Consider the following 21,308-nt stretch of genomic DNA (forward strand, 5'->3'; position numbering starts at 1 on the left):
CGAGGTAGGTCAGCATGGCCGGCTACGTTCTCAAGCGACTGCTGTCCATCGCCCTGACGATGGCGGTCATGTCCGTCCTCATCTTCTGGATCACGCAGGTCATGCCGGGCAACGTCGCCTACATGATCCTGGGTGATTTTGCCTCGCCCCAGGACGTGGCGACGCTGGAGGCCAAGCTCGGCCTGAACGACCCGGCTTACGTCCAGTATCTGCGCTGGGCGACGGGATTGCTTCAGGGCGACCTCGGCCGGTCGCTGGTGATGGATCGTCCGATCGCACCCGTCCTCTGGGATGCGGTCGGCAAGTCGGCGATCCTCGCAGGCATCTCGATTGGCCTGGTCGCGCTTCTCGGCATCTCGCTGGGCGTCTATGCCGGCGTCCGGCACGGCCGGATCTCGGATCACATCGTCTCCGTCGCGACCTATATCAACATCGCCATCCCGGAATTTCTCTGGGCGATCGTCATCGTCATGCTGTTCGCCGGCTACCTCAACTGGTTCCCGGCCACGGGGTACAGCGACCTGTCGAGCGGCTTCGCTTCCTGGGCCCGCCATCTGATCCTGCCGGTATTCACGCTGGTCACCGGCCTGATCGCGCACATCTCGCGGCTCACGCGCTCGAGCATGATCGACACGATGCAGACCCAGTATGTCCGCGCGGCCCGCGCCCGCGGACTGCCGGAGAAGCTGGTCATCCGGCGCCACGCCCTGCCTAACGCCCTTCTCCCGACGATCACCATCCTGGCGATCGACGTCGGCATCATGATGGGCGGCATCGTCGTGGTCGAGACGATCTTCTCCTATCCCGGTCTCGGGCGGCTTCTCATGTTCGCGATCCAGAACATGGACGTGCCGCTCCTGCAGGCCTGCATGATGGTGATCACCTTCGTCTACGCGGCGGCGAACCTGATCGCCGACCTGCTCTACGCATTCCTGAACCCCAAGGTCCGATATGGCCGAAGCAGCAGCGAATAGTCGGCCCCAGCACCGGCGCGCGCCCCTTCCAGCATCGCTGATCTGGGGCGGCGTTCTCCTGACCGTGATCCTCGCTCTCGCGATCGCAGGCCCCTCCCTCTCGCCCTACGACCTCGACGCGCTCCAGCTCGACATGCGGCTGATGCCGCCGAGCGCCGTCCATTGGCTTGGAACCGATGAATTCGGCCGGGACGTGCTCAGCCGCGTGCTCAACGGTGCCCAAAGTTCCCTGTTGATGGGCTTCGGCGCGACCGCGGTCAGCCTCCTCTTCGGTGTCCCGCTCGGGCTGGTCGCCGGCTATTATCGCGGCTGGGCCGACGAGGCCATCATGCGCGCCGTCGACGTCATGATCTCCCTACCGCCGATCATTCTCGGACTTCTCATCCTGTCGGTCACGTCGCCGAGTCTCTGGAAGACCGTGCTGGCCGTCGGCTTCGTCTACATCCCGATCATCACACGGCTCACCCGGGGTATCACCCTCGAGGTCGCGAGCGAGGAGTATATCCAGGCTGCCCGCGCGCGGGTCGAGGGCGGCTGGTACATCCTCTTCCACGAAATCCTGCCGAATGCCTGGCCCCCGATCATCGTCGAGTCCGCGCTCAGGGTTACCTTCGCGATGCTGCTGGCGGCGGCCCTGAGCTTCCTCGGCCTCGGGGTGCAGCCGCCGGCCTCCGACTGGGGCCTGATGATCGCCGAGGCCCGGCCGTTCATCAATTCTGCCCCCTGGATCGCATGTTCGGCTGGCGCGGCCCTCTGTGTGACCGTGATCGCGATCAACCTCGTCGGCGACGGCCTTCGCGAAGCGCTCGATCCCCGGCTGGCGCGGAGGCGGTGATGACTGACCATGTCCTGAAGGTCGAAGACCTTTCCGTCAGCTTTCCTCAGTCCGGCGGCCGGGCGCGCATTCTGCACAATGTCGACTTCGCCCTGGAGCGGGGAACGGTGCTCGGCATCGTCGGGGAGTCCGGTTCCGGCAAGAGCACGGCCGCGCTGGCTGTTCTCGGCCTGCTGGACAACGGCGGCAGCATCGATAGCGGCCGCGTCGTCATCGATGGCGAGGATCTCTACGCCAAAAGCGCCGAGGAGCGTCGCCAGTTGCGCGGCGGCAAGATCAGCATCGTCTTCCAGGATCCCTTCACCACGCTCAACCCGGCCATCAGGGTTGGCCGGCAGATCGCCGAGCCCCTGGTGATGCATCGTGGAATGACCGAGGCGGAAGCCCGGGCTGAGACGCTTCGGTTGCTGAAGGAAGTGGGGATTCCTGACCCCGAACGGATGGCTGCGAGCTATCCGCACCAGCTATCGGGCGGAATGAAGCAGCGTGCATTGATCGCGAGCGCGCTCGCCTGCGATCCCGATGTGCTCATCCTCGACGAGCCCACAACCGCCCTGGACGTGACCATCGAGGCGCAGATCCTCGATCTCCTCGACAGCCTGCGCATCACGCGCTCGTTGTCGATGCTGTTCATCAGCCACAATCTGGGGGTCGTCTCCCGGATCTGCGACGAGATCTGCGTGCTCTATGCCGGCCGCGTCGTCGAATATGGCAAGAGCGCTTCCATCCTGACGGAGCCGCGGCACCCCTACACGAAGGGGCTTCTCGCATCGCTTCCCAAGATGTCGCGCGAGCGCCACCGGCTCCAGCCGATCCCCGGCCGCCTGCCGGACGTCAGGAAACCATTGAGCGGTTGTGTCTTCGCGCCCCGGTGTCACTTCGCCGAGCCGCGCTGCCAGACCACGCCCCCTGCGATCACACCTATCGGCGAGGATGTGGCGGCAGCCTGCTGGCGCGCGAGTGAGCTCGCAAGAACGCCATGGCGCATCGAGAGTAGCGAGACGATCCCGCGTCGCGTCGACGCCGGCGACGGGAAGCCGATCGTCGTGGCACGCGATGTCGAGCGCACGTTCGAGGCCGGCGGCGCCATGGACGGGATATCGTTTTCGCTCGACGGCTGGGTACCGAGGGTCAGCTTCGGCCGGAAGGTGGTCCGGGCGGTCGACAAGGTCTCGCTCACCATCCATGAAGGCGAGATCGTCGGGCTCGTCGGCGAAAGCGGCTCCGGCAAGACGACGCTCGGGCGCTGCCTGATCGACCTGATCTCGCCCACCTCGGGTGAAGTCGCGATCGATGGGGCCCAGCTGTTGAATGCCAGCCGCTCCGAGAAGCGCGACCTGCTCAAGCGGGCGCAGATCATCTTCCAGAATCCGGATTCCTCGCTGAACCCACGCAAGTCGATCGGAGAAACGCTCGAACGACCTCTGGAGCTTGTCGGGCTCGGTCGCGAGGAACGCCAAAGGCGCGTCGCGGAGCTGCTCGACCTCGTTCGCCTGGATGCCAGCTACGCCGAACGCTACCCGCACCAGATGAGCGGCGGCGAGAAGCAGCGCGTCGGCATTGCCAGGGCCCTATCCACGAATCCCCGCTTCATCGTCTGCGACGAAGCGGTTTCGGCGCTCGACGTCTCCGTGCAGGCCTCGATCCTCAATCTGCTTCTCGACCTGCGAGAGCAGTTCAAGCTGGCCTATCTCTTCATCACGCACGACCTCTCGGTCGTTTCCTACATCGCGGATCGGATCTGCGTGATGCGCAATGGGACGATCGTCGAGGTAGGCAGCACCGAGGCCATCATCGACAGGCCGCAGCACCCCTACACCAAGGCGTTGCTGGCGGCCGTGCCCAAGGTTCCCGAGCTGCGCGCGAACCTGGACCGTTAGGGATCGGATTGCCATGACCAACAGCGCGATCAGCTATCGCTACCTGCCGCGGGCCGCCTGCACGGTCGAGCCCTGGAAGAACGGGCTGGGCTCGACGGACATCATCGCCGAGGAGCGGATCGGCAACGTAGCGGGAGAGGGCTGGGAGGGGCTGGTCTGGCGTCTCGCCGCAACCGAGATACCGACTGCTTTGCCGTTCTCCGACCATAGCGGCTACGAACGCCACCAGGTCGTAATCGAAGGCGAAGGCCTTTATCTCGATACGCCTTCCGGCACCATCGACCTATCGACGCCGCTGAAACCCGTTCGATACGGTGGCGAACTCAAGATCATCAGCCGACCGGAAAAAGGGGCCGTCAAAGTCTTGAATTTGATGCTCGATCGAAGCTTGGCGACAGGAGAAATGGCAGTCCTCACGGCTGAGGCTGATAGCGAGTTTCCGGCAGGAACGCATCTCGTATCGGCCGTCGCGGGTAATGCTCGTGCGCTGGTTCAAGGCGTTGAAATCGACATTGTGGAAGGCGATACCGTCGCCCTTGAGATTGAATCAGCTGTATCGATAGTCATCAGATCGGGCTCTGCTGTGGTCTCCTCAATTTATCGGACATGAAGATCGGCGCCTGCGTTTCACGTTCATGAGGGCGGGTGTCGTCTGCTGATGCTGCACTTCGGGATAGCTGAAATTGAACTTCTAAAAATAGACAGCCCGAAACCGGACACCGTTACTCTGGCAGTCCGGCCAGGAGCAATGCCTCACCGAGAGCCTCTGCAAGCGCGGGAGCGCAGTTCACCCCCGCGAACTGGCGGCTGAAGCGAAACGTCGGATGGAGTTCGAGCACCCGTGCCGCTGCGCATTTGGCGTCTTCCAGCCGGCCGAGCTTGGCCAGCGCCGCCGCCAGTTGCACATAGGTGATGCTGTGGCCCGGATTGGCATGTACGGATTTGTAGGCAGCGCTGCAGGCTTCCTTGTAGCGACCGCGCAGCAAATGGCTCATCGCCTGCGCATCAAAGGCGGCGAAGGCCCATGGATCGAACGGACTGAGCCGCATGCCTCGCTCGCTCCAGACGATGGCCTGTTCCGCTTCCCCGCCCCATCCGAGCATCACGCTGCCCAGGATATAGGTGAGTGCCGATGACGAGCTGATCGCGAGCGCGGCTTCGAACGCGGTGAAAGCGGCCCCACGATCATGACCGTCCATGCCGATCGAAAACCCGGCGAGGGTCAGCGCGGTCGCATCATCCTGGCCATGGATGAGCGCAAGACGGGCATGGTGGATCGAGGCAGCGCGGCTGGCTTCCTGCCAGCCGGCGCGCAGGAAGAGACAATGGTGGCACATCGCGGCGTTGCCGTACGCCAAGGCATAACCAGGATCGAGCTGGATTGCTCGTTCGAGCAGGCCAAGAGCGCTGATCACCCGCTCGGGCATGCCTGAATCGACATCGGGCTGAGCTCGCAACACAAGATCATAGGCATCGAGGCTGTCGGGACGTTTGCGCTTGACCCGATCCATTTCGGCGCGCCGGATGCTCGGCGCGATCGCCCCCACGGCCGACAGCGCAATCTCATCCTGAAGCTCAAAGATATCGTCGGAGGCACGGTCGTAGCGCTCGGCCCAGACATGGGCACCGGTCGAGGCGTCAATCATCTGAACGTTGACGCGGATGTTGCTGCCGCTCTTGCGCACGCTGCCTTCGAGCACATAGCGCACGCCAAGCTCCCGGCCAATTTGCTTCACGTCGAGCACACGCTCTCTGTAGGGGGCCGTCGAGTGGCGCGCGATGACGAACAGTCCCTTGATGCGCGCCAGGCCGGTGACGATGTCGTCGACCATCCCCTCGGCAACGTAGTCCTGCGCCCGGTCGCCGTTCAAACTGGAGAAAGGCAACACCGCGATCGAGGGCCTGTCCGGCAACGCCAGCTGAGTTGATGCGGCAGCCGCGGTTGCTGCGTCTGGATCATCGATAGCGACAGCGGGTCCGATATAGCGATAGCCGCGTCGGGGAAGGGTCTCGATCCAAGAGGCGCTGCCACCCCGCTCGTCGAGCATACGCCGTATCGCGGCGATCTGAACCGTAAGGTTGCTGTCCTCGATCGCCTGCGCAGGCCAAGCCTTCTCGAACAGGGCCTCCTTGGCCACCGGCTTGCCCTCGCGTTCCACCAGCAGCGCGAGCAGTGCTATCGCGCGCCGGCCGAGCGCAACCGGCTCAGCGCCGCGGAACAGGATTCCAGCACTGGCGTCGAGGCGGTATGGGCCGAATGCGAAGATTCTCGCCATGAGCGAAGATGGGACCGGTTGCGAATTTTTCGCAATGATTTCGGAACGGTTTCACGACTCGCCGATATGACGAGGAGATATTGCGCGGTGCCTGCACATTAGAACCCCAGCCGATGGAGGATCATATGAGCGCTGCACCGGTCATTCGTAGGCCCGAGCAGAACAACGGCGTCATGCTGCGAGGCTATCCGATGACATTCCTCGTCACTGGTGAGGATACGAGGCACACGAGCATGTTCGATTGGACGATTCCGCCGGGGTTCGCTACCGGCCTGCATGTCCACCGCGTCCAGGAAGAAACATTCTACCTCCTCGACGGCGAATGCGCCTGGCATGTCGGCGATGAAGTCATCCATGCGCGGCCCGGCACCTTCCTCTTCATCCCGCCAGGCGTGCCGCACAACATCACCAATGTCAGCGTGAGCCCGGCGCGCGTGCTGATGACCGTTTCGCCGCCAGGCCATGAACGCTATTTCGAGGAGCTCGCGCAACTTGCAGCACGCGGGGCTCCCGATCCAAACGTTCTCGCCGATCTGCGGGGCCGCTATGACACGGATCAGCTCTCGACTTTAACCACGCGGTCCTAGATCGCGGCTCGGTTGCACAGCGCCGAAAGCTGACGCTGGCAATCTGCCACGGAGCGGATATTCAGCTGGACGTGAAGGTGGGAGAGCCTTCGCATCGTGCCCGCTTTCAGCTGGAGATTGCCTCGTGCATTCGGCCCAGGTCGCGGAGAGCGAATGGGCGGCAGATCAGATCTGATCGAGCCCGCGGTAGCGCGCGAAGATGTTCTGCCGGCCGGCTGAGAAGATGACGACCTCGTAACTGTCGGGCGCCTGCCCGTGCACCTCCATGCCGGGCGAACCGACGGGCATGCCCGCGACGGCAAGGCCGGTCGCCTTCGGGCGTTCGGCCAGCAGGCGCTTGATCGCTTCGGCCGGGACATGACCCTCGACGACATAGCCGCCGATCTCCGCGGTATGGCAGGAGGCGAGAGCATCGGGCACGCCGAGCCGGGTCTTGAGCGGCGCAACATCCGCGACCTCGATCACCTCGACCGGAAAGCCGGCGGTCCTCACATGCGCGACCCAGTTGCCGCAGCAACCGCAATTCGGGTCGCGCGTCACGGTCATCTTCGGCAATGCCTCGGCAGCGACCGCGGGGAGCCACAGCATGAGGCCGGCGGTTGTCGGCGCGAGGCCGAGCATCAGCGCGCGGCGGGATGGCAGAAATGCGTTGGTCATGACGATCTCTCTTCTTCGACGTCCAATTCTACCACTGCGGCCTCATTCGTGACGCCTGCGCTCTCGATCGCGGCACCCGTGTCATCGAGCATCCTTTGGCGTCGCCCCGTTCGCAGCCGCAGGCGAGGAGGACCGGCCGCGAAGGCCGGCCCTCATTGGCGTCAGCTGACCGGCTCCGGGCTCGGCGTGTAGCCGGCTGCGATGACGGCGGCCTTGATCGCGGCATAGTCGTCCGAGCCCAGCACGCTCACGCGCTTGGAGCCGGGGTCGGCAGTCGCGGCGGTTCCCGGCAATCTGGTCTCGATCGCAGCCTTGATCGTACCGGCGCAGTGGCCGCAGGTCATATCCTCGACCTGAAAGGTTACGGCGTCGCCGGTCGGCGCGGCCGCCTCGGTTGCGGGCTTCGCGTGCTGTTGGCAGGAGCACATGTCTGCATCATCCTTTCGATGTGGCGATGGCCGGAGCGTGCTCTTTCCCATCGTGGGAAGGTCAAGCGGCTTTTGCTAGCCACCGCGATCTTTGGCCGAGGGGCTTGGGCTGCACCGGCCCCTGCTGCAGACGATGACGAGAATCTTGTGCGAAGTGCCAAGGCAATTCGCCCGGTAGGCGATGAGATCGCGCTGCTGCAGAACAGTCTCGATCTGCGGCTCGATGCAGCCGTTGTCGAGCAGGGTTCGTTGCAGATCGGCATCGGAGGCGAGGGCCGCGGAGCTTGTCACGGCGACCCCCGCGGCGATCGAAACGACCCTGCGAAGGCGGGCGCGTCGAGACCGCCCGCCGCGCTTGGGTGTCGTCACTTCGCTTTCTGGAGCTTGGTCACCGTAAGCTGGCCGTTGACGCGGTCGGCGTCGAACTTGACCTTGGTGCCGGCCTTCAGCCCCTTGAGCATGGCCGGGTCGCCCGCCCGGAACACCATGGTCATGCTGTCCATGTCGAGATTCTTGATCGGGCCGTGGTTGATGGTGAGCTTGCCCTGGGCCTCGTCGATCTTGGTGACGGTGCCGCTGACCGACTGGGCGGCGGCCGGCAGCGCGGCGACGAGGAAGGCGAGGATGGCGGCGGTTTTCAGCATGGGATGCTCCTTTTGGCAGAGGCTGTTCACTTGACGATGATCTTGCCGGTCATGCCGGCTTCGCGGTGGCCGGGGATCAGGCAGGAGAAGTCGAACTCGCCCGCCTTGGTGAAGGCCCAGACGATCTCGCCGGTCTTCTTCGGCGCGAGCCGCTTGGCGTTCGGATCGTCATGTTCCATGTCGGGGTTCTTCTGCATTTCGACGGCGTGCTTGAGGTTCTCCGCCAGCGTCGCCAGCACGAGTTCGTGGTCGAGCTCGCCATTGTTGCGGAGCTGGAAGCGGATCTGCTCGCCGCGGCGGATTTCGATCCGATCCGGGATGAAGGACATCTTGCCGTCCCGCTCGGCCATCACGACCTGGACGATGCGGGCCGGCTTCTTCGGATCGCCGGCCTTGCCATAGGCGGTCTCGTCGCCACGGCCGTGCCCGGCGCCGCCGGGGCCGGCCATCGCTGCGCCGGCCGAGAGGAAGACCGCGATTGCGGCGAGCTTGAAGGCTGCTGAGATCATGAGGCTCTCCTGATCGGGGAACGGCGTGTCAGTGGTTGGAATGCGGGTTCTTGGTCGTGGGGCGGGGCTTGCCGTCCGGTCCGAGGCTCGGCTTGCGCGGGTCCTTTGCCCGCCATTCGGCGGCCTTGATGCCGCTGTCGGGCGGGGTCGCGCGCGGCGCTTCGCCGAGCTTCGCGCCCTTGAGTTCGTAGGCGACGGTTCCCTCGGGATGCTTGAACCAGCCGGGGTCCTTGTAGTCGGTCTTCGCCAGCCCCTCGCGGACCTTCACGACCGAGAACATGCCGCCCATCTCGACCGGGCCGAACTGGGCGAAGCCGGTCATCATCGGCAGGGTGTTGTCGGGCAGAGGCATCTCCATCGCGCCCATCTCGCCCATGCCGTTCGAGCCCATCGGCATGTAGCCCGGCGCGATCCTGGCGATGCGCTTGGCGAGGTCCTTCTTGCTGACGCCGATATAGTTTTTCACCGAATGCCCCATCGCATTCATCGTGTGGTGCGACTTGTGGCAGTGGATCGCCCAGTCGCCCGGCTCGTCGGCGACGAAATCGAAGGCGCGCATCTGGCCGACGGCGACGTCGATCGAGACCTCGTCCCAGGCTGCCGCCGGATCGACCCAACCGCCATCGGTGCAGGAGACCTTGAACTCGTAGCCGTGCATGTGGACCGGGTGGTTGGTCATGGTCAGGTTGCCGAAGCGGATACGGACCTTGTCGTTCAGGCCGACGACGAAGGGGTCGATGCCCGGGAACACGCGGCTGTTCCAGCACCACATGTTGAACTCGGTCATCTCCGCGACGCGCGGGACATAGGAGCCGGGCTCGATGTCGAAGGCGTTGAGCAGGAAGACGAAATCGCGGTCGACGCGGCGGAAGGCCGGGTCCTTGGGGTGGACGACGAAGAAGCCCATCATGCCCATCGCCATCTGGACCATCTCGTCCGAATGCGGGTGGTACATGAAGGTGCCGGAGCGCCGGAGCAGGAACTCGTAGACGAAGGTCTTGCCCGAGGGGATATGCGGCTGCGTCAGCCCGCCGACGCCGTCCATGCCGTTGGGCAGGCGCTGGCCGTGCCAGTGCACGGCGGTGCTCTCCGGCAGCTTGTTGGTGACGTAGATGCGGACCTTGTCGCCCTCGACCGCCTCGATCGTCGGCCCCGGCGACTGGCCGTTATAGCCCCAGAGATAGGCCTTCATGCCGGGCGCCAGCTCGCGCACCACCGGCTCGGCGACGAGATGGAACTCCTTCCAGTCGCCGTTCATCTTCCAGGGCAGGGACCAGCCGTTGAGCGTCGCGACCGGCTGGTAGTCCGGCCCCGTGGTCGGCACGAGCGGTGCCTGCGTCGTCGCCTCCGCCATGGTCGGCGCCTCCGGCACGGCGGCGAAGGCGGCGCGGCCCGAGACCGCTGCGGCGCCGGCCAGAACCAGCCCGGACGAGCCGATGAAGCCTCTGCGGGAAAGGGATGTCATGTCCGTCAACTCCTTCAGTGGCCTGCGCCGCCGGCATCGCCGCCGCCAGCCGCCGCGACGGTGGCCGAGCCGCCCGCGCTGCCGCCGCCGATCAGCGCGTGCTTGAAATCGGTATGGGCGATCCAGAAATCGCGGCGGGCATTGATCGCGGCGACGTTCGAGAGGATGCGGCTGCGGGCATCCGCGATCAGGTCGGTCACGTCGTTGAGCATGCCGCTATATTGCAGCAGCGACTGCTCCTGAATGATCTTGCGCAGCGGCAGGACATTGGTCTGGTACTGGCGCGTGATGTCGTAATGGGCGCGGTAGGCGGTATAGGCCTCGCGCGCTTCCGAGCGGATATTGACCGCCTTCTCGGCCAGCTTGTTGGCGGCCTGCATATAGGTCTGCTCGGCGAGCGCGACCTTCGACTGGCCGAAATCGTAGATCGGGATGTCGATCTCGAGCTCCAGCGTCCGGCTGCGGCTGGCTTCGCGTTCGACATGGCCGTGGTCGTTGACGCTGCGGCTGCGGTCGTAGGTGCGCCGCCCGAGCAGGTCGATATCGTTGACGAAGCGCGTCGCCTGGGTGAGGCCCAGCGACTTGGCGAGCGTGTCGAGCTCGGCCCGTGCGATCCGGAGGTCGACGCGTTTGCGCAGAGCCTCGGCCTCGATCGCCTTGACCGATTGCAGGCGCGGCAAGGGCGGCAGGCTGCCGACCCGGAACTTCAGGTCGTCGCCCCAGAGGCCGAGCTGGCGGACGAGGCGCTCGCGTTCCTGCCGCTGCTGCTGGCGGGCCTGGGCGAGCTGAACGGTGAGTTCCGCCTCGAAGGCGAATTCGCGGGCTTGGTCGATCTTGTTGACGCCACCGGATTCGCCGAGCCGCTTGAGCAGCTCGGATGCCGCATCAGTGGAGCTTTTCGCCTCCTGGTAGAACGCGACCTGCGCATTGGCGGCGGCCGCGCGATAGTATTGGCGGCGCGTGTCGGCGGCGAGCTTCAGCACCGCCTCGGCCGTCCGCATCTGCGCGGTCTGGAAGCGGTCGCGGGCGATCTCGGCCCGTGCCGGCAGGGTCGCCAGCGCCAGCAGGCTGCCGACGATCTGACGCTCGATCTCGACCTCGAAGCGGCCGGAAAGCTTGGAGATGCCGAAGCGCGGATTGGGCGGCAGGCTCGCCGCGACCATCTGCGCCTCGGCCATGCCGAGTTCGTTGAAGGCAGCCTGCAAACCGCGATTGTTGAGCAGCGCGACCTGTACCGCCGCATCGGCCGTCAACGGCTTGCGCAGGAGCTGGTCGACGCGATCCTTGGCGGTGAGCGCAGCCTGATCGTCACCGATCTTGGCCACATCCTTGCCGATATCGGCATAGGTCGCGGTCTGGATCGCGCCCATGCCGCCATCGGCCGAAAAGCTCGCGCAGCCGCCGAGCAGAGCGGTGGCGCCGGCAAGCAGGGTCCAGCGCAGCAGGCGGCGGGCTTTCGAAACGGGAGAAGCGGTCAAGGCCGGTCCTTGGGTATGGATGCGCGAGGGCGTGGCGGCAGGGCTGCTCGGCTTCGTCATGATTTCGGCCCGACCCGGCGGTTGAGCTCGCGCCAGTCCCTGGGCTCGGCAGGGCGATAGGTGGCGGCGCCTGCGGTTACGCTGCCATAGGTGACGGCGGGAACGCGGGCATTCGGATCGGCCGGCCGGGCCAGATGGTCTGGAACGGCGGCGACCGAGCAGGCACCGAGTGCCAGACCGATCGCCCCCAGGAACGGCAGCTTCACCAATCTCACGACTCACGGCTCCCCTGTTGCGGTGGAGCAGGGGTAGCAACGCCGATCCGCGGGCGTCCGTTACAAATTGTTTCAAAGCGATGCGGGCAGCCAGGCCGCTCACGCGCTATGGTCGGCTCGCACAGAGAAGGAGAGCCGGCGCTCGCGCGGCGTGGTGATGTCAGGGAACGCGGAACACGAGACGGATCAGGCGCCTGCCGCGCCGACCAACGACGATCACGGCCATATCCTGGTGGTGGATGATGATCCGCAGATCAGGCTTCTCGTCGCGCGCTTCCTGCAGCGGCACGGCTATCAGGTGACCGGCGCGCCGGATGGCCGGGCCATGATGGAAGCGCTGGCGCACAGCGCCATCGACCTCATCGTCCTCGACCTGATGCTGCCCGGCCGCTCGGGCGTCGAGCTCTGCCGCGACGTGCGCGCGACCTCGCATGTCCCGATCGTGATGCTGACCGCGCGCAGCGAGGAGAGCGATCGCATCACCGGCCTCGAAGGTGGGGCGGACGATTATGTCACCAAGCCGTTCAGTCCGCGCGAGTTGCTGGCGCGCATCCGGGCCTTGCTGCGCCGGGCGCGGGCGGGGCAGGGCGCGGTCGTCTCGCAGGCGAGCACGCTGGTGACCTTCGACGGCTGGCGCATGGATCTCCGGCGCCGGGAATTGCAATCGCCGGCTGGGACCTTGATCGATCTCTCGACCGGTGAGTTCGACCTGCTCGTCGCCTTCGTCGAACATGCCAATCGCGTGCTGTCGCGCGAGGCGCTGATGCAATTCGCCAAGGCCCGGATGAGCGACGATCCGTTCGACCGGACGATCGACGTCCAGATCAGCCGCCTGCGCCGCAAGCTCGAGGCCGATGCCAGCGGCAGTCAACTGATCAAGACGGTGCGGGGCGCGGGCTACCTGTTCGCCTCGACGATCGGGTACCACGAAGGACAGAGCGCTTGACGAGGCTGCTTGGACGATTTTGGCCCGACACGGTGGCAAGCCGCGCGATCCTGATCCTGTTCGCGGCGCTGCTCGCCTTCCATCTGCTCGGCTACTGGGCCTTCCGCGTCGGTGTGGAAAGCTTCGCCTCGGCCGGGCGGGATGGCAGCCTCGCCGAGCGCATCGTCTCGATCAAGCGCGCCATCGCCAGCATTCCCGACGGGGCGGAGCGCGACCGCGTCGCGCATGACCTGTCGAGCGCGAGCCTCGAAGTGCATTGGAGCAAAGTCAGCCTCGTCCTCGGGACCGTGCCGGCGACCGAGCGGACGCGCCTGATGGAAGCGCACTTGCAGCAGTTCGCGCCCGATCTCGCGGCAGAGTCCTTCCGCGTCGGCGTGGCGGATGATGGCGGAGCCGCAACCGACCGGCATCTGATGCTGGTCTCGATCCGGCTCGACGACGGCAGCTGGGTCAATTTCTCGTCGTCCGCGCTCGGTGCCGCGCAGCATCTCGACTGGAACCTGACCGCGATCATGATCTGCTTCGCCGTCGGGATCGTCGTGGTCGCGCTGCTGCTGCTGCGCTGGGCGACACGGCCGCTGCGCGACCTCGCGCTGGCGGCGGAGCGCTTCAGCCTCGACCAGGTGCCGCAGCCCTTGCCGGAGGGCGGCCCAGCCGAGGTCCGCCGTGCCGCGCGCGCCTTCAACACCATGCGCGAGCGCATCCAGCGTCTCGTCACTGAGCGCATGCAGGCGATGGCCGCGGTGTCGCACGATCTGCGCACGCCGATCACCCGCCTCCGTTTGCGCTCCGAATTGCTCGACGACGACGCGACGCGGCGCCTGATCGATGCCGATCTCGGCGAGATGGAGGAGATGATCGATTCGACGCTGGACTATCTGCGCGGCGGCGTGTCGAGCGAGGCGCTCCGGCCGATCGATCTCGCCTCGGTCGTCGAGACCATCGTCGACGAGCATCTCGACCAGGGGCATAGCGTCAGCCTGTCGGGGCTGAACGCGGCGCCGATTCTCGGGCGTCTCCTGCCGCTGAAGCGGGCGTTCTCGAACGTCATCGGCAATGCGGTCAAATACGGGGGGGCGGCCACGATCAGCATCGCCGAAGCGGGGAGCCTTGTCGTGATCACGGTCGAAGACGAGGGGCCGGGGATCCCGGCGGCCGACAGGGAGCGCGTCTTCCTTCCCTTTGTGCGGCTGGAAGAATCGCGCGGCCGCGAGACCGGGGGCTCCGGGCTCGGCCTCACCATCGCCCAGGCCGTCGTCAGGTCGCATGAGGGGAGCGTGGTGCTGGAGAACCGGGTGGAAGGCGGCCTTCGCGTCACGGTCTCGTTGCCCAGGCTCGATCATCCGACCCGGGACCGTTCCCGTCGGCCCGATGCGCTCATCAAAAATGGGCAAATCGTCCGTGGCTGAGACAATTATTCTGGAATGGCCCGCCGCCGCCGACGCACGCTCGGGACAATGACGCCGGATTGCCTGAAAGCAGGCCTTTGGTGCCCCTGGCCGGGATCGAACCAGCACTCCTTGCGGAACTCGATTTTGAGTCGAGCGCGTCTACCAATTCCGCCACAGGGGCCCTTGCAGGCGGGCGGACTATAGCGATCGACCGATGCCGGTCAATCGGCGGAAGCGTCATTCCCGCAGGTTTCGTCGGATGATCTTCAGGGCGTTTCATCGTCGAGGCGGCATTGCCGAGGCGATGGCTCGACAAGCCATCGCCTCGGCTTATGGAAGCCGTTGCGTCACCGGCTGCCTCATGCTCTAGAGCGCGCCATGCTCAAGCGCCTCTACGAATGGACGATGTCGCTCGCCGCCCGGCCGCGGGCAGAGCTCTGGCTGGCGGCCGTCGCCTTCGTCGAAAGCTCCTTCTTCCTGATCCCCGCGGATGTCCTGTTCGTGCCGATGGCGCTCGCCCGGCCGCAGCGGGCCTATCGGCTGGCCTTCATCGCGACGCTGTTCTCGGTGCTCGGCGGCATCGCCGGCTATGCGATCGGCTATTATGCCTTCGAAGCGCTGGCGAAGCCGGTCCTGGCCTTCTACGGCAAGCTCGGCGCCTTCGAGACGCTCAAGGCCTGTGCCGGGCCGGATACGACACTGATCCTGCTGACGACCTCCGGCCTTGCCCATCTGCCCCCGATCAAGGTGGTGACGATCCTGGCCGGCGCCGTCCATATCGGACTGACCTTCTTCGTCATCTCCTGCGTGCTGGCGCGCGGCGCGCGCTTCTTCGCACTCGCCTTCCTGCTGCGGCGCTACGGCGACACCATCCGCCACTTCATCGAACGTCGCCTGAAAGTGATCGCCGTTGCCGGCGCTGCCGTGCTGATCCTGCTTTATTTCGGCCTCAAGCTCGTCGCAGGGTCCGGCCAGCTTCTCTCCTGCTGAGCCCCCGCCATGACCGCCTCCCCAGCCGCCGCTGCTTCGAGCCGCCTGCCGAACTCGCGACAACTGATCGCCCTCATCGGCATCGTGAGCCTGGCGCTGATCGCAGGAGCCTGGTTCTTCGAACTCGCCCTGCATTTGAGGCCCTGCAAGCTCTGCCTGGAGCAGCGCATGCCGCATTACGCCGCCATCGGGCTGGCGCTCGCCGGGCTGGTGCTGGCGCGTTCGCCACGCCTGCAATGGCTCGTCCTGCTCGGGCTGGCCGGGCTGATGGCGTGGAGCACGGGGCTCGGCATCTATCATGCCGGCGTCGAATGGGGCTGGTTCATGGGGCCGAACGACTGCGGCGGCGCGGCAGCGGCTGCGACCGGCATGCAGGATTTCATGAAGCAGTTGCAGACGACGCGCATCGTCTCCTGCTCGGAGGCAGCCTGGCGCTTCCTCGGGCTGTCGCTCGCCGGCTGGAATGCGTTGGCATCGGCTGGGCTCTTCCTGCTCGCGGTGCTCGGGCTGCTGCGCGGGCGGACGGCTGTCACGCATCCGGGAACCGGGCTCGTTTAGCCACTCTGGCGGTCGCCTCCTGGTTCGATCGGCGCCGGGCTCCTCATCGCCCCGGCTTCTCGGGGGTGGCGTCCCGGACAGAGCCCGTGCGGTTCAATCGCGAAGACGACGACCATGGTGAGATTGCACGCGGCTGTTGGCAGCCATAGATTTTCGCGAGAAAGCGGATCTGACCCCTTAAGAACCCGCAACCGGATTGGTCCGTTCGATGAACAAGCACATCCTGACTGTTACCTGCGTATCGAGAAGAGGGGTCGTTGCCGCAATCGCGGGCTATCTGGCCGGCATGGGTTGCAATATCTCGGACAGCGCGCAGTTCGACGATAGCGACACGGGCCGCTTCTTCATGAGGGTCGGCTTCGTCAGCGAGGAAGCGAAGCCGCTATCGGCGATCGCGGAAGGCTTCGCAGATGTCGCCAGGCCCTTCGACATGACGTTCGACTTCCGCGACGAGAGCGAAAAGGCGAAGGTCGTCCTGATGGTCTCGCGCTTCGGGCACTGCCTGAACGACCTGCTCTACAGGTGGCGGATCGGCGCGCTGCCCATCGATATCGTCGCCGTGATCTCAAACCACATGGACTATCAGAAGGTCGTCGTGAACCACGACATCCCGTTCCATTGCATCAGGGTGACCAAGGAGAACAAGACGGCTGCGGAGGCGCGCCAGATGGAGATCATCAATGAGAGCGGCGCCGAGCTCGTCGTGCTCGCGCGATACATGCAGGTCCTGTCCGATGAAATGTGCAGGCAGATGTCGGGGCGGATCATCAATATCCACCACTCGTTCCTTCCAAGCTTCAAGGGAGCGAACCCCTACAAGCAGGCCTTCGAGCGTGGTGTGAAACTGATCGGCGCCACGTCCCACTATGTTACGGCCGATCTCGACGAAGGGCCGATCATCGAGCAGGACATCGTGCGCGTGACGCATGCGCAGAGTCCGGAGGATTACGTGAGCCTGGGAAGGGATGTCGAGAGCCAGGTGCTGGCGCGGGCGATCCACGCCCATATTCACCGCCGCGTCTTCCTGAATGACGGGAAGACCGTGGTGTTTCCTGCCTCGCCGGGGTCGTACGCCTCCGAGCGGATGGGGTGACCCGAACCATTCGGCTGAAGCCACTGTAGAACGGCAGCCAGCCGGTTGCAGCCGTTCTTCGTGTGGGCACGCTGGTTCTACGCAAAAAACACGCTGTCATTCCGGGGGAGGCCCGAATGGCGGCGTGTTTCGTGGGAATGAAGCGAGCGCTTGAAGCAATTCCGCAATTCTTCGAATCGCGGAATTGCTCCAGGTCCTTGTCTTATCGGATTTTCTTCACGCGAACCGGTGCCCACTTCGCTCGAAAATGCTCTCAGGGCTCCAGTTCCGAATCCCAGTAGAGGTAATCGAGCCAGCTTTCGTGCAGGTAATTCGGCGGGAAGAGCTTACCGTTGCGATGGAGGTCGTTGACCGTCGGCGCAAAGGGCTTCTGGGCCGGGAACATCTCGACTGCGGCCGGCATCTTGTCGCCCTTGCGCAGGTTGCAGGGCGAGCAGGCGGCGACGACGTTTTCCCAGGTGGTCAGGCCGCCCTTCGAGCGCGGGACGACATGGTCGAAGGTCAATTCGTCGCGCGTATTGCAATACTGGCAGGCGAAGCGGTCGCGCAGGAAGACGTTGAAGCGGGTGAAGGCCGGGGTCCGAGAGGGCTTGATATAGCTCTTGAGCGAGACCACCGAGGGCAGCCGCATGTCGAAGCTCGGGCTGCGGACGACGGTGTCGTATTCGGAGACGATGTTGACGCGGTCCATGAAGACCGCCTTGATCGCGTCCTGCCAGCTCCACAGCGACAGGGGATAGTAGCTGAGCGGCCGGAAATCGGCGTTCAGCACCAAAGCCGGACAGCCGTCCGGCGATGCCATCGGATGCATCACATGCGCCGTCAAACCCGTCGCACCTCCGCTTCATCGAGCGAGACGAATCCCGCCCAAGGATCAATGTAAGCGCGAGACGACAGGAATGTGAAGGAACTTATTGCGCCTGCGTTGCGGCGCCCGGCATGAGGTGCGGCACATAATCGCCCGACTTCGCCGGTAGTCGCCGGACAGGCCCTGTGGGGTCGATTCGTGGACGAAACACCGGAGGGTCCGCCCGTGAAGGCCAAGCTTGCCGCGTTCCTTGCCCTGATGATCCTGATTGCGCCGGCTTCCGCCGCGGAGATCCGGGTCGAAGGCGCGCAGATGTCGCGCGATTTCGCCTGCGAGGACGGGCAGGATGTTTCGATCTCCGGCGCCGGACACAAGGTCGTGCTCACCGGCCGCTGCGGTGCGGTGAACGTGCACGGCGCGGATCACATCGTGTCGTTCGAGACGGCCCGGGAGATCGCCGTCAGCGGCATCGCCAATACGGTCGAGGGCGGCACGACCGGGGGGCTCGTCGTCGAAACGGCCAAGAATAAGGTCAAGGCGACCGTGAAGGCGGCGGAGACGGCGAAGATCGACGTCTCGGGCGCCGATCAGAAGCTCGAGTTGACGCTTGCGGGCCCCACGCAGATCGAGGTGCAGGGCGCCAAGAACGCTGTCGAATGGCGCGCCGAGGCTGGGATCAAGGCGCCATCGGTTTCGGCCGGGGGCGTCGAGAATCGGATCAGCCGCCGCTGAGGCGGCGGCTGCGAAGCAGAATCGATCCGCTCAACGGGTCGGGACGGGCTTCTCGCCGCGATAGTCGTAGAAGCCGCGCTTGGTCTTGCGGCCGAGCCAGCCGGCCTCGACATATTTCACCAGCAATGGGCAGGGGCGGTATTTCGAGTCGGCCAGCCCGTCATGGAGCACCTGCATCACCGAAAGGCAGGTATCGAGGCCGATGAAATCGGCGAGCTGGAGCGGGCCCATCGGGTGGTTGGCGCCGAGCCGCATGGCGGTGTCGATCGCGTCGACCGAGCCGACACCCTCATAGAGCGTGTAGACGGCCTCGTTGATCATCGGCAGCAGGATGCGGTTGACGATGAAGGCCGGGAAATCCTCGGAGACCGAGACGGTCTTGTGCAGGCTGCCAACGAGGTTCTTGGCGCGCTCGAAGGTGCCGTCATCGGTAGCGATGCCACGGATCAGCTCGACGAGCTGCATCAACGGCACCGGATTCATGAAATGAATGCCGATGAAGTGCTCCGGGCGATCGGTCGCTGCGGCAAGGCGGGTGATCGAGATCGAGGAGGTGTTGGAGGCCAGGATCGCGTCCGGGCGCAGATGCGGGCAGACTGCCGTGAAGATCTTGCGCTTGACCTCCTCGTTCTCGGTCGCGGCCTCGATCACGAGGTCGCAATCGCCGAGATCGGCGAGGCCGACGGCGGGCTGGATGCGGGCGATGGCCGCACGGCGCTCATCCTCCGCCAGCGCACCCTTCGAGACCTGCCGGGCCATGTTGCCGTCGATCGTGGCGAGCGCGGCGTTGATGCGCTCCTCGGCGATGTCGTGCAGCTTGATGTCGAAGCCGGCGGCCGCCGCGACATGGGCGATGCCGTTGCCCATCTGGCCTGCCCCGATAATGCCGATCGTCTTGATCGCGTGGTCCGACATGGTTTGATCCCGGATGAAACGTTCAGGCTCCCGCAGGAGCGGAACGGGCCGCCCTGAGGCGGCCCGGAAGGGCGGTGCCGGCCTTACTTGCCGGCTTTGGCGAGCTCGGCGTCGAGCTCTGGCAGGATCGTGAAGAGGTCGCCGACGAGGCCGTAATCGGCGATCTGGAAGATCGGGGCTTCCTCGTCCTTGTTGATGGCGACGATGACCTTCGAGTCCTTCATGCCGGCGAGATGCTGGATCGCGCCGGAAATGCCGACCGCGATATAGAGCTCGGGCGCGACCACCTTGCCGGTCTGGCCGACCTGCCAGTCGTTCGGGGCGTAGCCGGCATCGACCGCGGCGCGCGAGGCGCCCATCGCAGCACCGAGCTTGTCGGCGACGGGCTCGATCACCTTGCCGAAATTCTCGGCCGAGGCCAGCGCGCGGCCGCCGGAGATGATGATCTTGGCCGAGGCCAGCTCCGGACGGTCGGACTTGGCGACCTCCTCGCCCTTGAAGGACGAGTTGCCGGGGTTCTCGGCCGCCGCGACGGCCTCGACCGCGGCCGAGCCGCCTTCGCCCGCCGCCGCGAAGGAGGCGGTGCGGATGGTCAGCAGCTTCTTGGCGTCGGTCGACTGCACGGTCTGGATCGCGTTGCCGGCATAGACCGGGCGCTCGAAGGTGTCGGGCGAGACGATGCCGCTGACATCGGAGACCTGCATCACGTCGAGCAGGGCTGCGACCCGCGGCAGCACGTTCTTGCCGGTGGTGGTCGAGGGCGCGACGATGGCGTCGTAGCCGTCCGCGAGCTTGACGATCAGCGCGGCAAGCGGCTCGGCCAGCGCATGGCCGTAAGCCGCGTCATCGGCGAGCAGCACCTTCTCGACGCCGGCAAGCTTGGCGGCGGCATCGGCCGCGCCCTTCGAACCCTGACCCGCGACGAGGATATGGACGGGGCCGCCGAGCTTGGCGGCAGCCGTCAGTGCCTTGGCGGTGGCGTCCTTGATCGAGGCGTTGTCGTGTTCGGCGATCAGCAGCGTGGTCATCAGATCACCCCGGCGGTCTTGAGCTTGGAGACGAGTTCGGCGGCGTTGGCCACCTTGACGCCGGCGGAACGGCCAGCGGGCTCGACCGTCTTCAGAACTTTCAGGCGTGGGCTCACATCGACGCCGAGCGCTTCGGCCGAGGTCTCGTCGAGCGGCTTCTTCTTCGCCTTCATGATGTTGGGCAGCGAGGCATAGCGCGGCTCGTTGAGACGCAGGTCCGTGGTGACGATCGCCGGGAGCTTGAGCGAAACGGTCTGCAGGCCGCCATCGACCTCGCGGGTGACGTCGACCGAATCTGCGGAAAGCTCGACCTTGGACGCAAACGTGCCCTGGCCCCAGCCGAGGAGGGCTGCGAGCATCTGGCCGGTCTGGTTGCAATCGTCGTCGATCGCCTGCTTGCCGAGGATGACGAGACCGGGGCCTTCCTGCTCGACCACCTTCTTCAGGAGCTTGGCGACGGCGAGCGGCTCGACGATGCCGTCGACCTTCACGAGGATGCCGCGGTCGGCGCCCATGGCGAGGCCGGTGCGGATCGTCTCGGCCGCCTGCGCCGGGCCGATCGAGACCACGATCACCTCGGTCGCCTTGCCGGCTTCCTTCAGGCGCAGCGCCTCCTCGACGGCGATCTCGTCGAACGGGTTCATCGACATCTTCACGTTCGCCAGTTCGACGCCCGAACCGTCCGCTTTCACGCGGATCTTCACGTTGTAGTCAACCACCCGCTTCACGGGCACCAAGATCTTCATCGCCAGATCACCGTTCAGAAGAGATGAGCCTCGCACCGCACTGCACCTGACGGCAGGACAGCGGCATCGCGGCCCTCGGCTGGAATGCGCTGG

At 65.4% G+C, this 21,308-nt stretch carries 24 protein-coding genes and 1 tRNA gene; 11 read left to right on the top strand and 14 right to left on the bottom strand.

Annotation, left to right across the window (positions count from 1 at the left end):
* Window positions 1-14 precede the first annotated feature (14 nt).
* From BLQ70_RS10190 to BLQ70_RS10205, 4 genes are read left to right on the top strand one after another with little or no spacing between them, the layout of a single operon-like run.
* Entirely contained in the window at window positions 15-974 is a 960-nt protein-coding gene (locus BLQ70_RS10190) for an ABC transporter permease (protein WP_061970209.1), read from the top strand.
* The gene (locus BLQ70_RS10195; protein WP_091856877.1) at window positions 952-1,809 is read left to right on the top strand and encodes an ABC transporter permease; all 858 of its coding nucleotides are present in this window, start codon (window positions 952-954) and stop codon (window positions 1,807-1,809) included. The genes BLQ70_RS10190 and BLQ70_RS10195 overlap by 23 nt, the downstream gene beginning before the upstream one ends.
* On the top strand, window positions 1,809-3,689 hold the full coding sequence (locus BLQ70_RS10200; protein ID WP_162766377.1) for a dipeptide ABC transporter ATP-binding protein: 1,881 nt from the start codon (window positions 1,809-1,811) through the stop codon (window positions 3,687-3,689). Before BLQ70_RS10195 ends, BLQ70_RS10200 begins: the two co-directional genes overlap by 1 nt.
* 13 nt (window positions 3,690-3,702) lie before the next feature.
* Window positions 3,703-4,299, top strand: a complete 597-nt coding sequence (locus BLQ70_RS10205) for a HutD/Ves family protein (RefSeq protein ID WP_091856879.1) — start codon at window positions 3,703-3,705, stop codon at window positions 4,297-4,299.
* Between the two features lie 112 nt (window positions 4,300-4,411).
* Here the strand turns inward: BLQ70_RS10205 and BLQ70_RS10210 are convergent, their stop codons facing one another.
* The gene (locus BLQ70_RS10210) at window positions 4,412-5,965 is read right to left on the bottom strand and encodes a winged helix-turn-helix domain-containing tetratricopeptide repeat protein (protein ID WP_091856880.1); all 1,554 of its coding nucleotides are present in this window, start codon (window positions 5,963-5,965) and stop codon (window positions 4,412-4,414) included.
* Between the two features lie 125 nt (window positions 5,966-6,090).
* On the opposite strand from BLQ70_RS10210, the gene BLQ70_RS10215 reads away from it, so the two are divergent.
* Window positions 6,091-6,552, top strand: a complete 462-nt coding sequence (locus BLQ70_RS10215) for a cupin domain-containing protein (protein WP_091857133.1) — start codon at window positions 6,091-6,093, stop codon at window positions 6,550-6,552.
* Between the two features lie 165 nt (window positions 6,553-6,717).
* Here the strand turns inward: BLQ70_RS10215 and BLQ70_RS10220 are convergent, their stop codons facing one another.
* The 8 genes from BLQ70_RS10220 to BLQ70_RS10255 form a co-directional block, all read right to left on the bottom strand.
* Complete coding sequence (locus tag BLQ70_RS10220; protein ID WP_091856881.1) at window positions 6,718-7,209, bottom strand: DUF411 domain-containing protein; 492 nt, start codon at window positions 7,207-7,209, stop codon at window positions 6,718-6,720.
* 161 nt (window positions 7,210-7,370) lie between these two features.
* Window positions 7,371-7,637, bottom strand: coding sequence for a heavy-metal-associated domain-containing protein (locus BLQ70_RS10225; RefSeq protein ID WP_091856882.1), 267 nt, complete (start codon window positions 7,635-7,637; stop codon window positions 7,371-7,373).
* A 75-nt stretch (window positions 7,638-7,712) separates the two neighbouring features.
* Window positions 7,713-7,928, bottom strand: coding sequence for a hypothetical protein (locus BLQ70_RS10230; RefSeq protein WP_061970195.1), 216 nt, complete (start codon window positions 7,926-7,928; stop codon window positions 7,713-7,715).
* 74 nt (window positions 7,929-8,002) lie between these two features.
* The gene (locus BLQ70_RS10235) at window positions 8,003-8,281 is read right to left on the bottom strand and encodes a copper-binding protein (RefSeq protein WP_091856883.1); all 279 of its coding nucleotides are present in this window, start codon (window positions 8,279-8,281) and stop codon (window positions 8,003-8,005) included.
* A 26-nt stretch (window positions 8,282-8,307) separates the two neighbouring features.
* The gene (locus BLQ70_RS10240; protein WP_091856884.1) at window positions 8,308-8,790 is read right to left on the bottom strand and encodes a cupredoxin domain-containing protein; all 483 of its coding nucleotides are present in this window, start codon (window positions 8,788-8,790) and stop codon (window positions 8,308-8,310) included.
* 28 nt (window positions 8,791-8,818) lie between these two features.
* A complete protein-coding gene (locus BLQ70_RS10245) occupies window positions 8,819-10,255 on the bottom strand; it encodes a multicopper oxidase family protein (protein WP_091856885.1) in 1,437 nt (478 codons plus the stop codon).
* A 14-nt stretch (window positions 10,256-10,269) separates the two neighbouring features.
* The gene (locus tag BLQ70_RS10250) at window positions 10,270-11,793 is read right to left on the bottom strand and encodes a TolC family protein (protein ID WP_091856886.1); all 1,524 of its coding nucleotides are present in this window, start codon (window positions 11,791-11,793) and stop codon (window positions 10,270-10,272) included.
* On the bottom strand, window positions 11,790-12,008 hold the full coding sequence (locus tag BLQ70_RS10255; protein WP_139163516.1) for a hypothetical protein: 219 nt from the start codon (window positions 12,006-12,008) through the stop codon (window positions 11,790-11,792). The genes BLQ70_RS10250 and BLQ70_RS10255 overlap by 4 nt, the downstream gene beginning before the upstream one ends.
* Window positions 12,009-12,165: 157 nt before the next feature.
* Here BLQ70_RS10255 and BLQ70_RS10260 point away from each other — a divergent pair, with 157 nt between their 5' ends.
* On the top strand, window positions 12,166-12,954 hold the full coding sequence (locus BLQ70_RS10260; protein WP_091856888.1) for a response regulator: 789 nt from the start codon (window positions 12,166-12,168) through the stop codon (window positions 12,952-12,954).
* A complete protein-coding gene (locus tag BLQ70_RS10265; RefSeq protein WP_139163517.1) occupies window positions 12,951-14,363 on the top strand; it encodes an ATP-binding protein in 1,413 nt (470 codons plus the stop codon). Before BLQ70_RS10260 ends, BLQ70_RS10265 begins: the two co-directional genes overlap by 4 nt.
* 78 nt (window positions 14,364-14,441) lie before the next feature.
* Here BLQ70_RS10265 and BLQ70_RS10270 read toward each other — a convergent pair.
* Window positions 14,442-14,526, bottom strand: a tRNA-Leu gene (locus BLQ70_RS10270).
* A gap of 197 nt (window positions 14,527-14,723) precedes the next feature.
* Between BLQ70_RS10270 and BLQ70_RS10275 the strand changes: the two genes are divergently transcribed.
* The 3 genes from BLQ70_RS10275 to purU all read left to right on the top strand — a co-directional run bounded on the left by BLQ70_RS10275 (window position 14,724) and on the right by purU (window position 16,986).
* On the top strand, window positions 14,724-15,335 hold the full coding sequence (locus BLQ70_RS10275) for a YqaA family protein (RefSeq protein ID WP_061970185.1): 612 nt from the start codon (window positions 14,724-14,726) through the stop codon (window positions 15,333-15,335).
* Window positions 15,336-15,344: 9 nt separating this feature from the next.
* A complete protein-coding gene (locus BLQ70_RS10280; protein WP_091856890.1) occupies window positions 15,345-15,893 on the top strand; it encodes a disulfide bond formation protein B in 549 nt (182 codons plus the stop codon).
* Window positions 15,894-16,101: 208 nt separating this feature from the next.
* A complete protein-coding gene (purU, locus tag BLQ70_RS10285; protein ID WP_091857134.1) occupies window positions 16,102-16,986 on the top strand; it encodes a formyltetrahydrofolate deformylase in 885 nt (294 codons plus the stop codon).
* 253 nt (window positions 16,987-17,239) lie between these two features.
* Here the strand turns inward: purU and BLQ70_RS10290 are convergent, their stop codons facing one another.
* Complete coding sequence (locus BLQ70_RS10290) at window positions 17,240-17,797, bottom strand: HNH endonuclease (RefSeq protein ID WP_061970322.1); 558 nt, start codon at window positions 17,795-17,797, stop codon at window positions 17,240-17,242.
* Between the two features lie 222 nt (window positions 17,798-18,019).
* Between BLQ70_RS10290 and BLQ70_RS10295 the strand changes: the two genes are divergently transcribed.
* Window positions 18,020-18,526, top strand: coding sequence for a DUF3060 domain-containing protein (locus BLQ70_RS10295; protein WP_091856891.1), 507 nt, complete (start codon window positions 18,020-18,022; stop codon window positions 18,524-18,526).
* A gap of 30 nt (window positions 18,527-18,556) precedes the next feature.
* Here the strand turns inward: BLQ70_RS10295 and BLQ70_RS10300 are convergent, their stop codons facing one another.
* The 3 genes from BLQ70_RS10300 to BLQ70_RS10310 form a co-directional block, all read right to left on the bottom strand.
* Window positions 18,557-19,441 (bottom strand): 3-hydroxybutyryl-CoA dehydrogenase, encoded by an 885-nt coding sequence (locus BLQ70_RS10300; RefSeq protein WP_061970178.1) that lies wholly within the window; start codon window positions 19,439-19,441, stop codon window positions 18,557-18,559.
* Window positions 19,442-19,524: 83 nt separating this feature from the next.
* Window positions 19,525-20,469, bottom strand: coding sequence for an electron transfer flavoprotein subunit alpha/FixB family protein (locus tag BLQ70_RS10305; protein ID WP_091856892.1), 945 nt, complete (start codon window positions 20,467-20,469; stop codon window positions 19,525-19,527).
* Entirely contained in the window at window positions 20,469-21,215 is a 747-nt protein-coding gene (locus BLQ70_RS10310) for an electron transfer flavoprotein subunit beta/FixA family protein (protein WP_091856893.1), read from the bottom strand. The genes BLQ70_RS10305 and BLQ70_RS10310 overlap by 1 nt, the downstream gene beginning before the upstream one ends.
* Window positions 21,216-21,308 lie beyond the last annotated feature (93 nt).

It is taken from the genome of Allobosea robiniae, from assembly GCF_900102525.1.
Lineage (GTDB): Bacteria > Pseudomonadota > Alphaproteobacteria > Rhizobiales > Beijerinckiaceae > Allobosea > Allobosea robiniae.

What these genes read in the sequence shown, in the direction of transcription:
- BLQ70_RS10275 (WP_061970185.1), top strand. Translation starts at nt 14,724, where the DNA reads ATGCTCAAGCGCCTCTACGAATGGACGATGTCGCTCGCCGCCCGGCCG.
- BLQ70_RS10195 (WP_091856877.1), top strand. Translation starts at nt 952, where the DNA reads ATGGCCGAAGCAGCAGCGAATAGTCGGCCCCAGCACCGGCGCGCGCCC.
- BLQ70_RS10225 (WP_091856882.1), bottom strand. Translation starts at nt 7,637, where the DNA reads ATGTGCTCCTGCCAACAGCACGCGAAGCCCGCAACCGAGGCGGCCGCG.
- BLQ70_RS10250 (WP_091856886.1), bottom strand. Translation starts at nt 11,793, where the DNA reads ATGACGAAGCCGAGCAGCCCTGCCGCCACGCCCTCGCGCATCCATACC.
- BLQ70_RS10310 (WP_091856893.1), bottom strand. Translation starts at nt 21,215, where the DNA reads ATGAAGATCTTGGTGCCCGTGAAGCGGGTGGTTGACTACAACGTGAAG.
- BLQ70_RS10215 (WP_091857133.1), top strand. Translation starts at nt 6,091, where the DNA reads ATGAGCGCTGCACCGGTCATTCGTAGGCCCGAGCAGAACAACGGCGTC.
- BLQ70_RS10245 (WP_091856885.1), bottom strand. Translation starts at nt 10,255, where the DNA reads ATGACATCCCTTTCCCGCAGAGGCTTCATCGGCTCGTCCGGGCTGGTT.
- BLQ70_RS10210 (WP_091856880.1), bottom strand. Translation starts at nt 5,965, where the DNA reads ATGGCGAGAATCTTCGCATTCGGCCCATACCGCCTCGACGCCAGTGCT.
- BLQ70_RS10235 (WP_091856883.1), bottom strand. Translation starts at nt 8,281, where the DNA reads ATGCTGAAAACCGCCGCCATCCTCGCCTTCCTCGTCGCCGCGCTGCCG.
- BLQ70_RS10205 (WP_091856879.1), top strand. Translation starts at nt 3,703, where the DNA reads ATGACCAACAGCGCGATCAGCTATCGCTACCTGCCGCGGGCCGCCTGC.
- BLQ70_RS10280 (WP_091856890.1), top strand. Translation starts at nt 15,345, where the DNA reads ATGACCGCCTCCCCAGCCGCCGCTGCTTCGAGCCGCCTGCCGAACTCG.
- BLQ70_RS10300 (WP_061970178.1), bottom strand. Translation starts at nt 19,441, where the DNA reads ATGTCGGACCACGCGATCAAGACGATCGGCATTATCGGGGCAGGCCAG.
- BLQ70_RS10190 (WP_061970209.1), top strand. Translation starts at nt 15, where the DNA reads ATGGCCGGCTACGTTCTCAAGCGACTGCTGTCCATCGCCCTGACGATG.
- purU (WP_091857134.1), top strand. Translation starts at nt 16,102, where the DNA reads ATGAACAAGCACATCCTGACTGTTACCTGCGTATCGAGAAGAGGGGTC.
- BLQ70_RS10220 (WP_091856881.1), bottom strand. Translation starts at nt 7,209, where the DNA reads ATGACCAACGCATTTCTGCCATCCCGCCGCGCGCTGATGCTCGGCCTC.
- BLQ70_RS10260 (WP_091856888.1), top strand. Translation starts at nt 12,166, where the DNA reads ATGTCAGGGAACGCGGAACACGAGACGGATCAGGCGCCTGCCGCGCCG.
- BLQ70_RS10200 (WP_162766377.1), top strand. Translation starts at nt 1,809, where the DNA reads ATGACTGACCATGTCCTGAAGGTCGAAGACCTTTCCGTCAGCTTTCCT.
- BLQ70_RS10305 (WP_091856892.1), bottom strand. Translation starts at nt 20,469, where the DNA reads ATGACCACGCTGCTGATCGCCGAACACGACAACGCCTCGATCAAGGAC.
- BLQ70_RS10240 (WP_091856884.1), bottom strand. Translation starts at nt 8,790, where the DNA reads ATGATCTCAGCAGCCTTCAAGCTCGCCGCAATCGCGGTCTTCCTCTCG.
- BLQ70_RS10290 (WP_061970322.1), bottom strand. Translation starts at nt 17,797, where the DNA reads ATGCATCCGATGGCATCGCCGGACGGCTGTCCGGCTTTGGTGCTGAAC.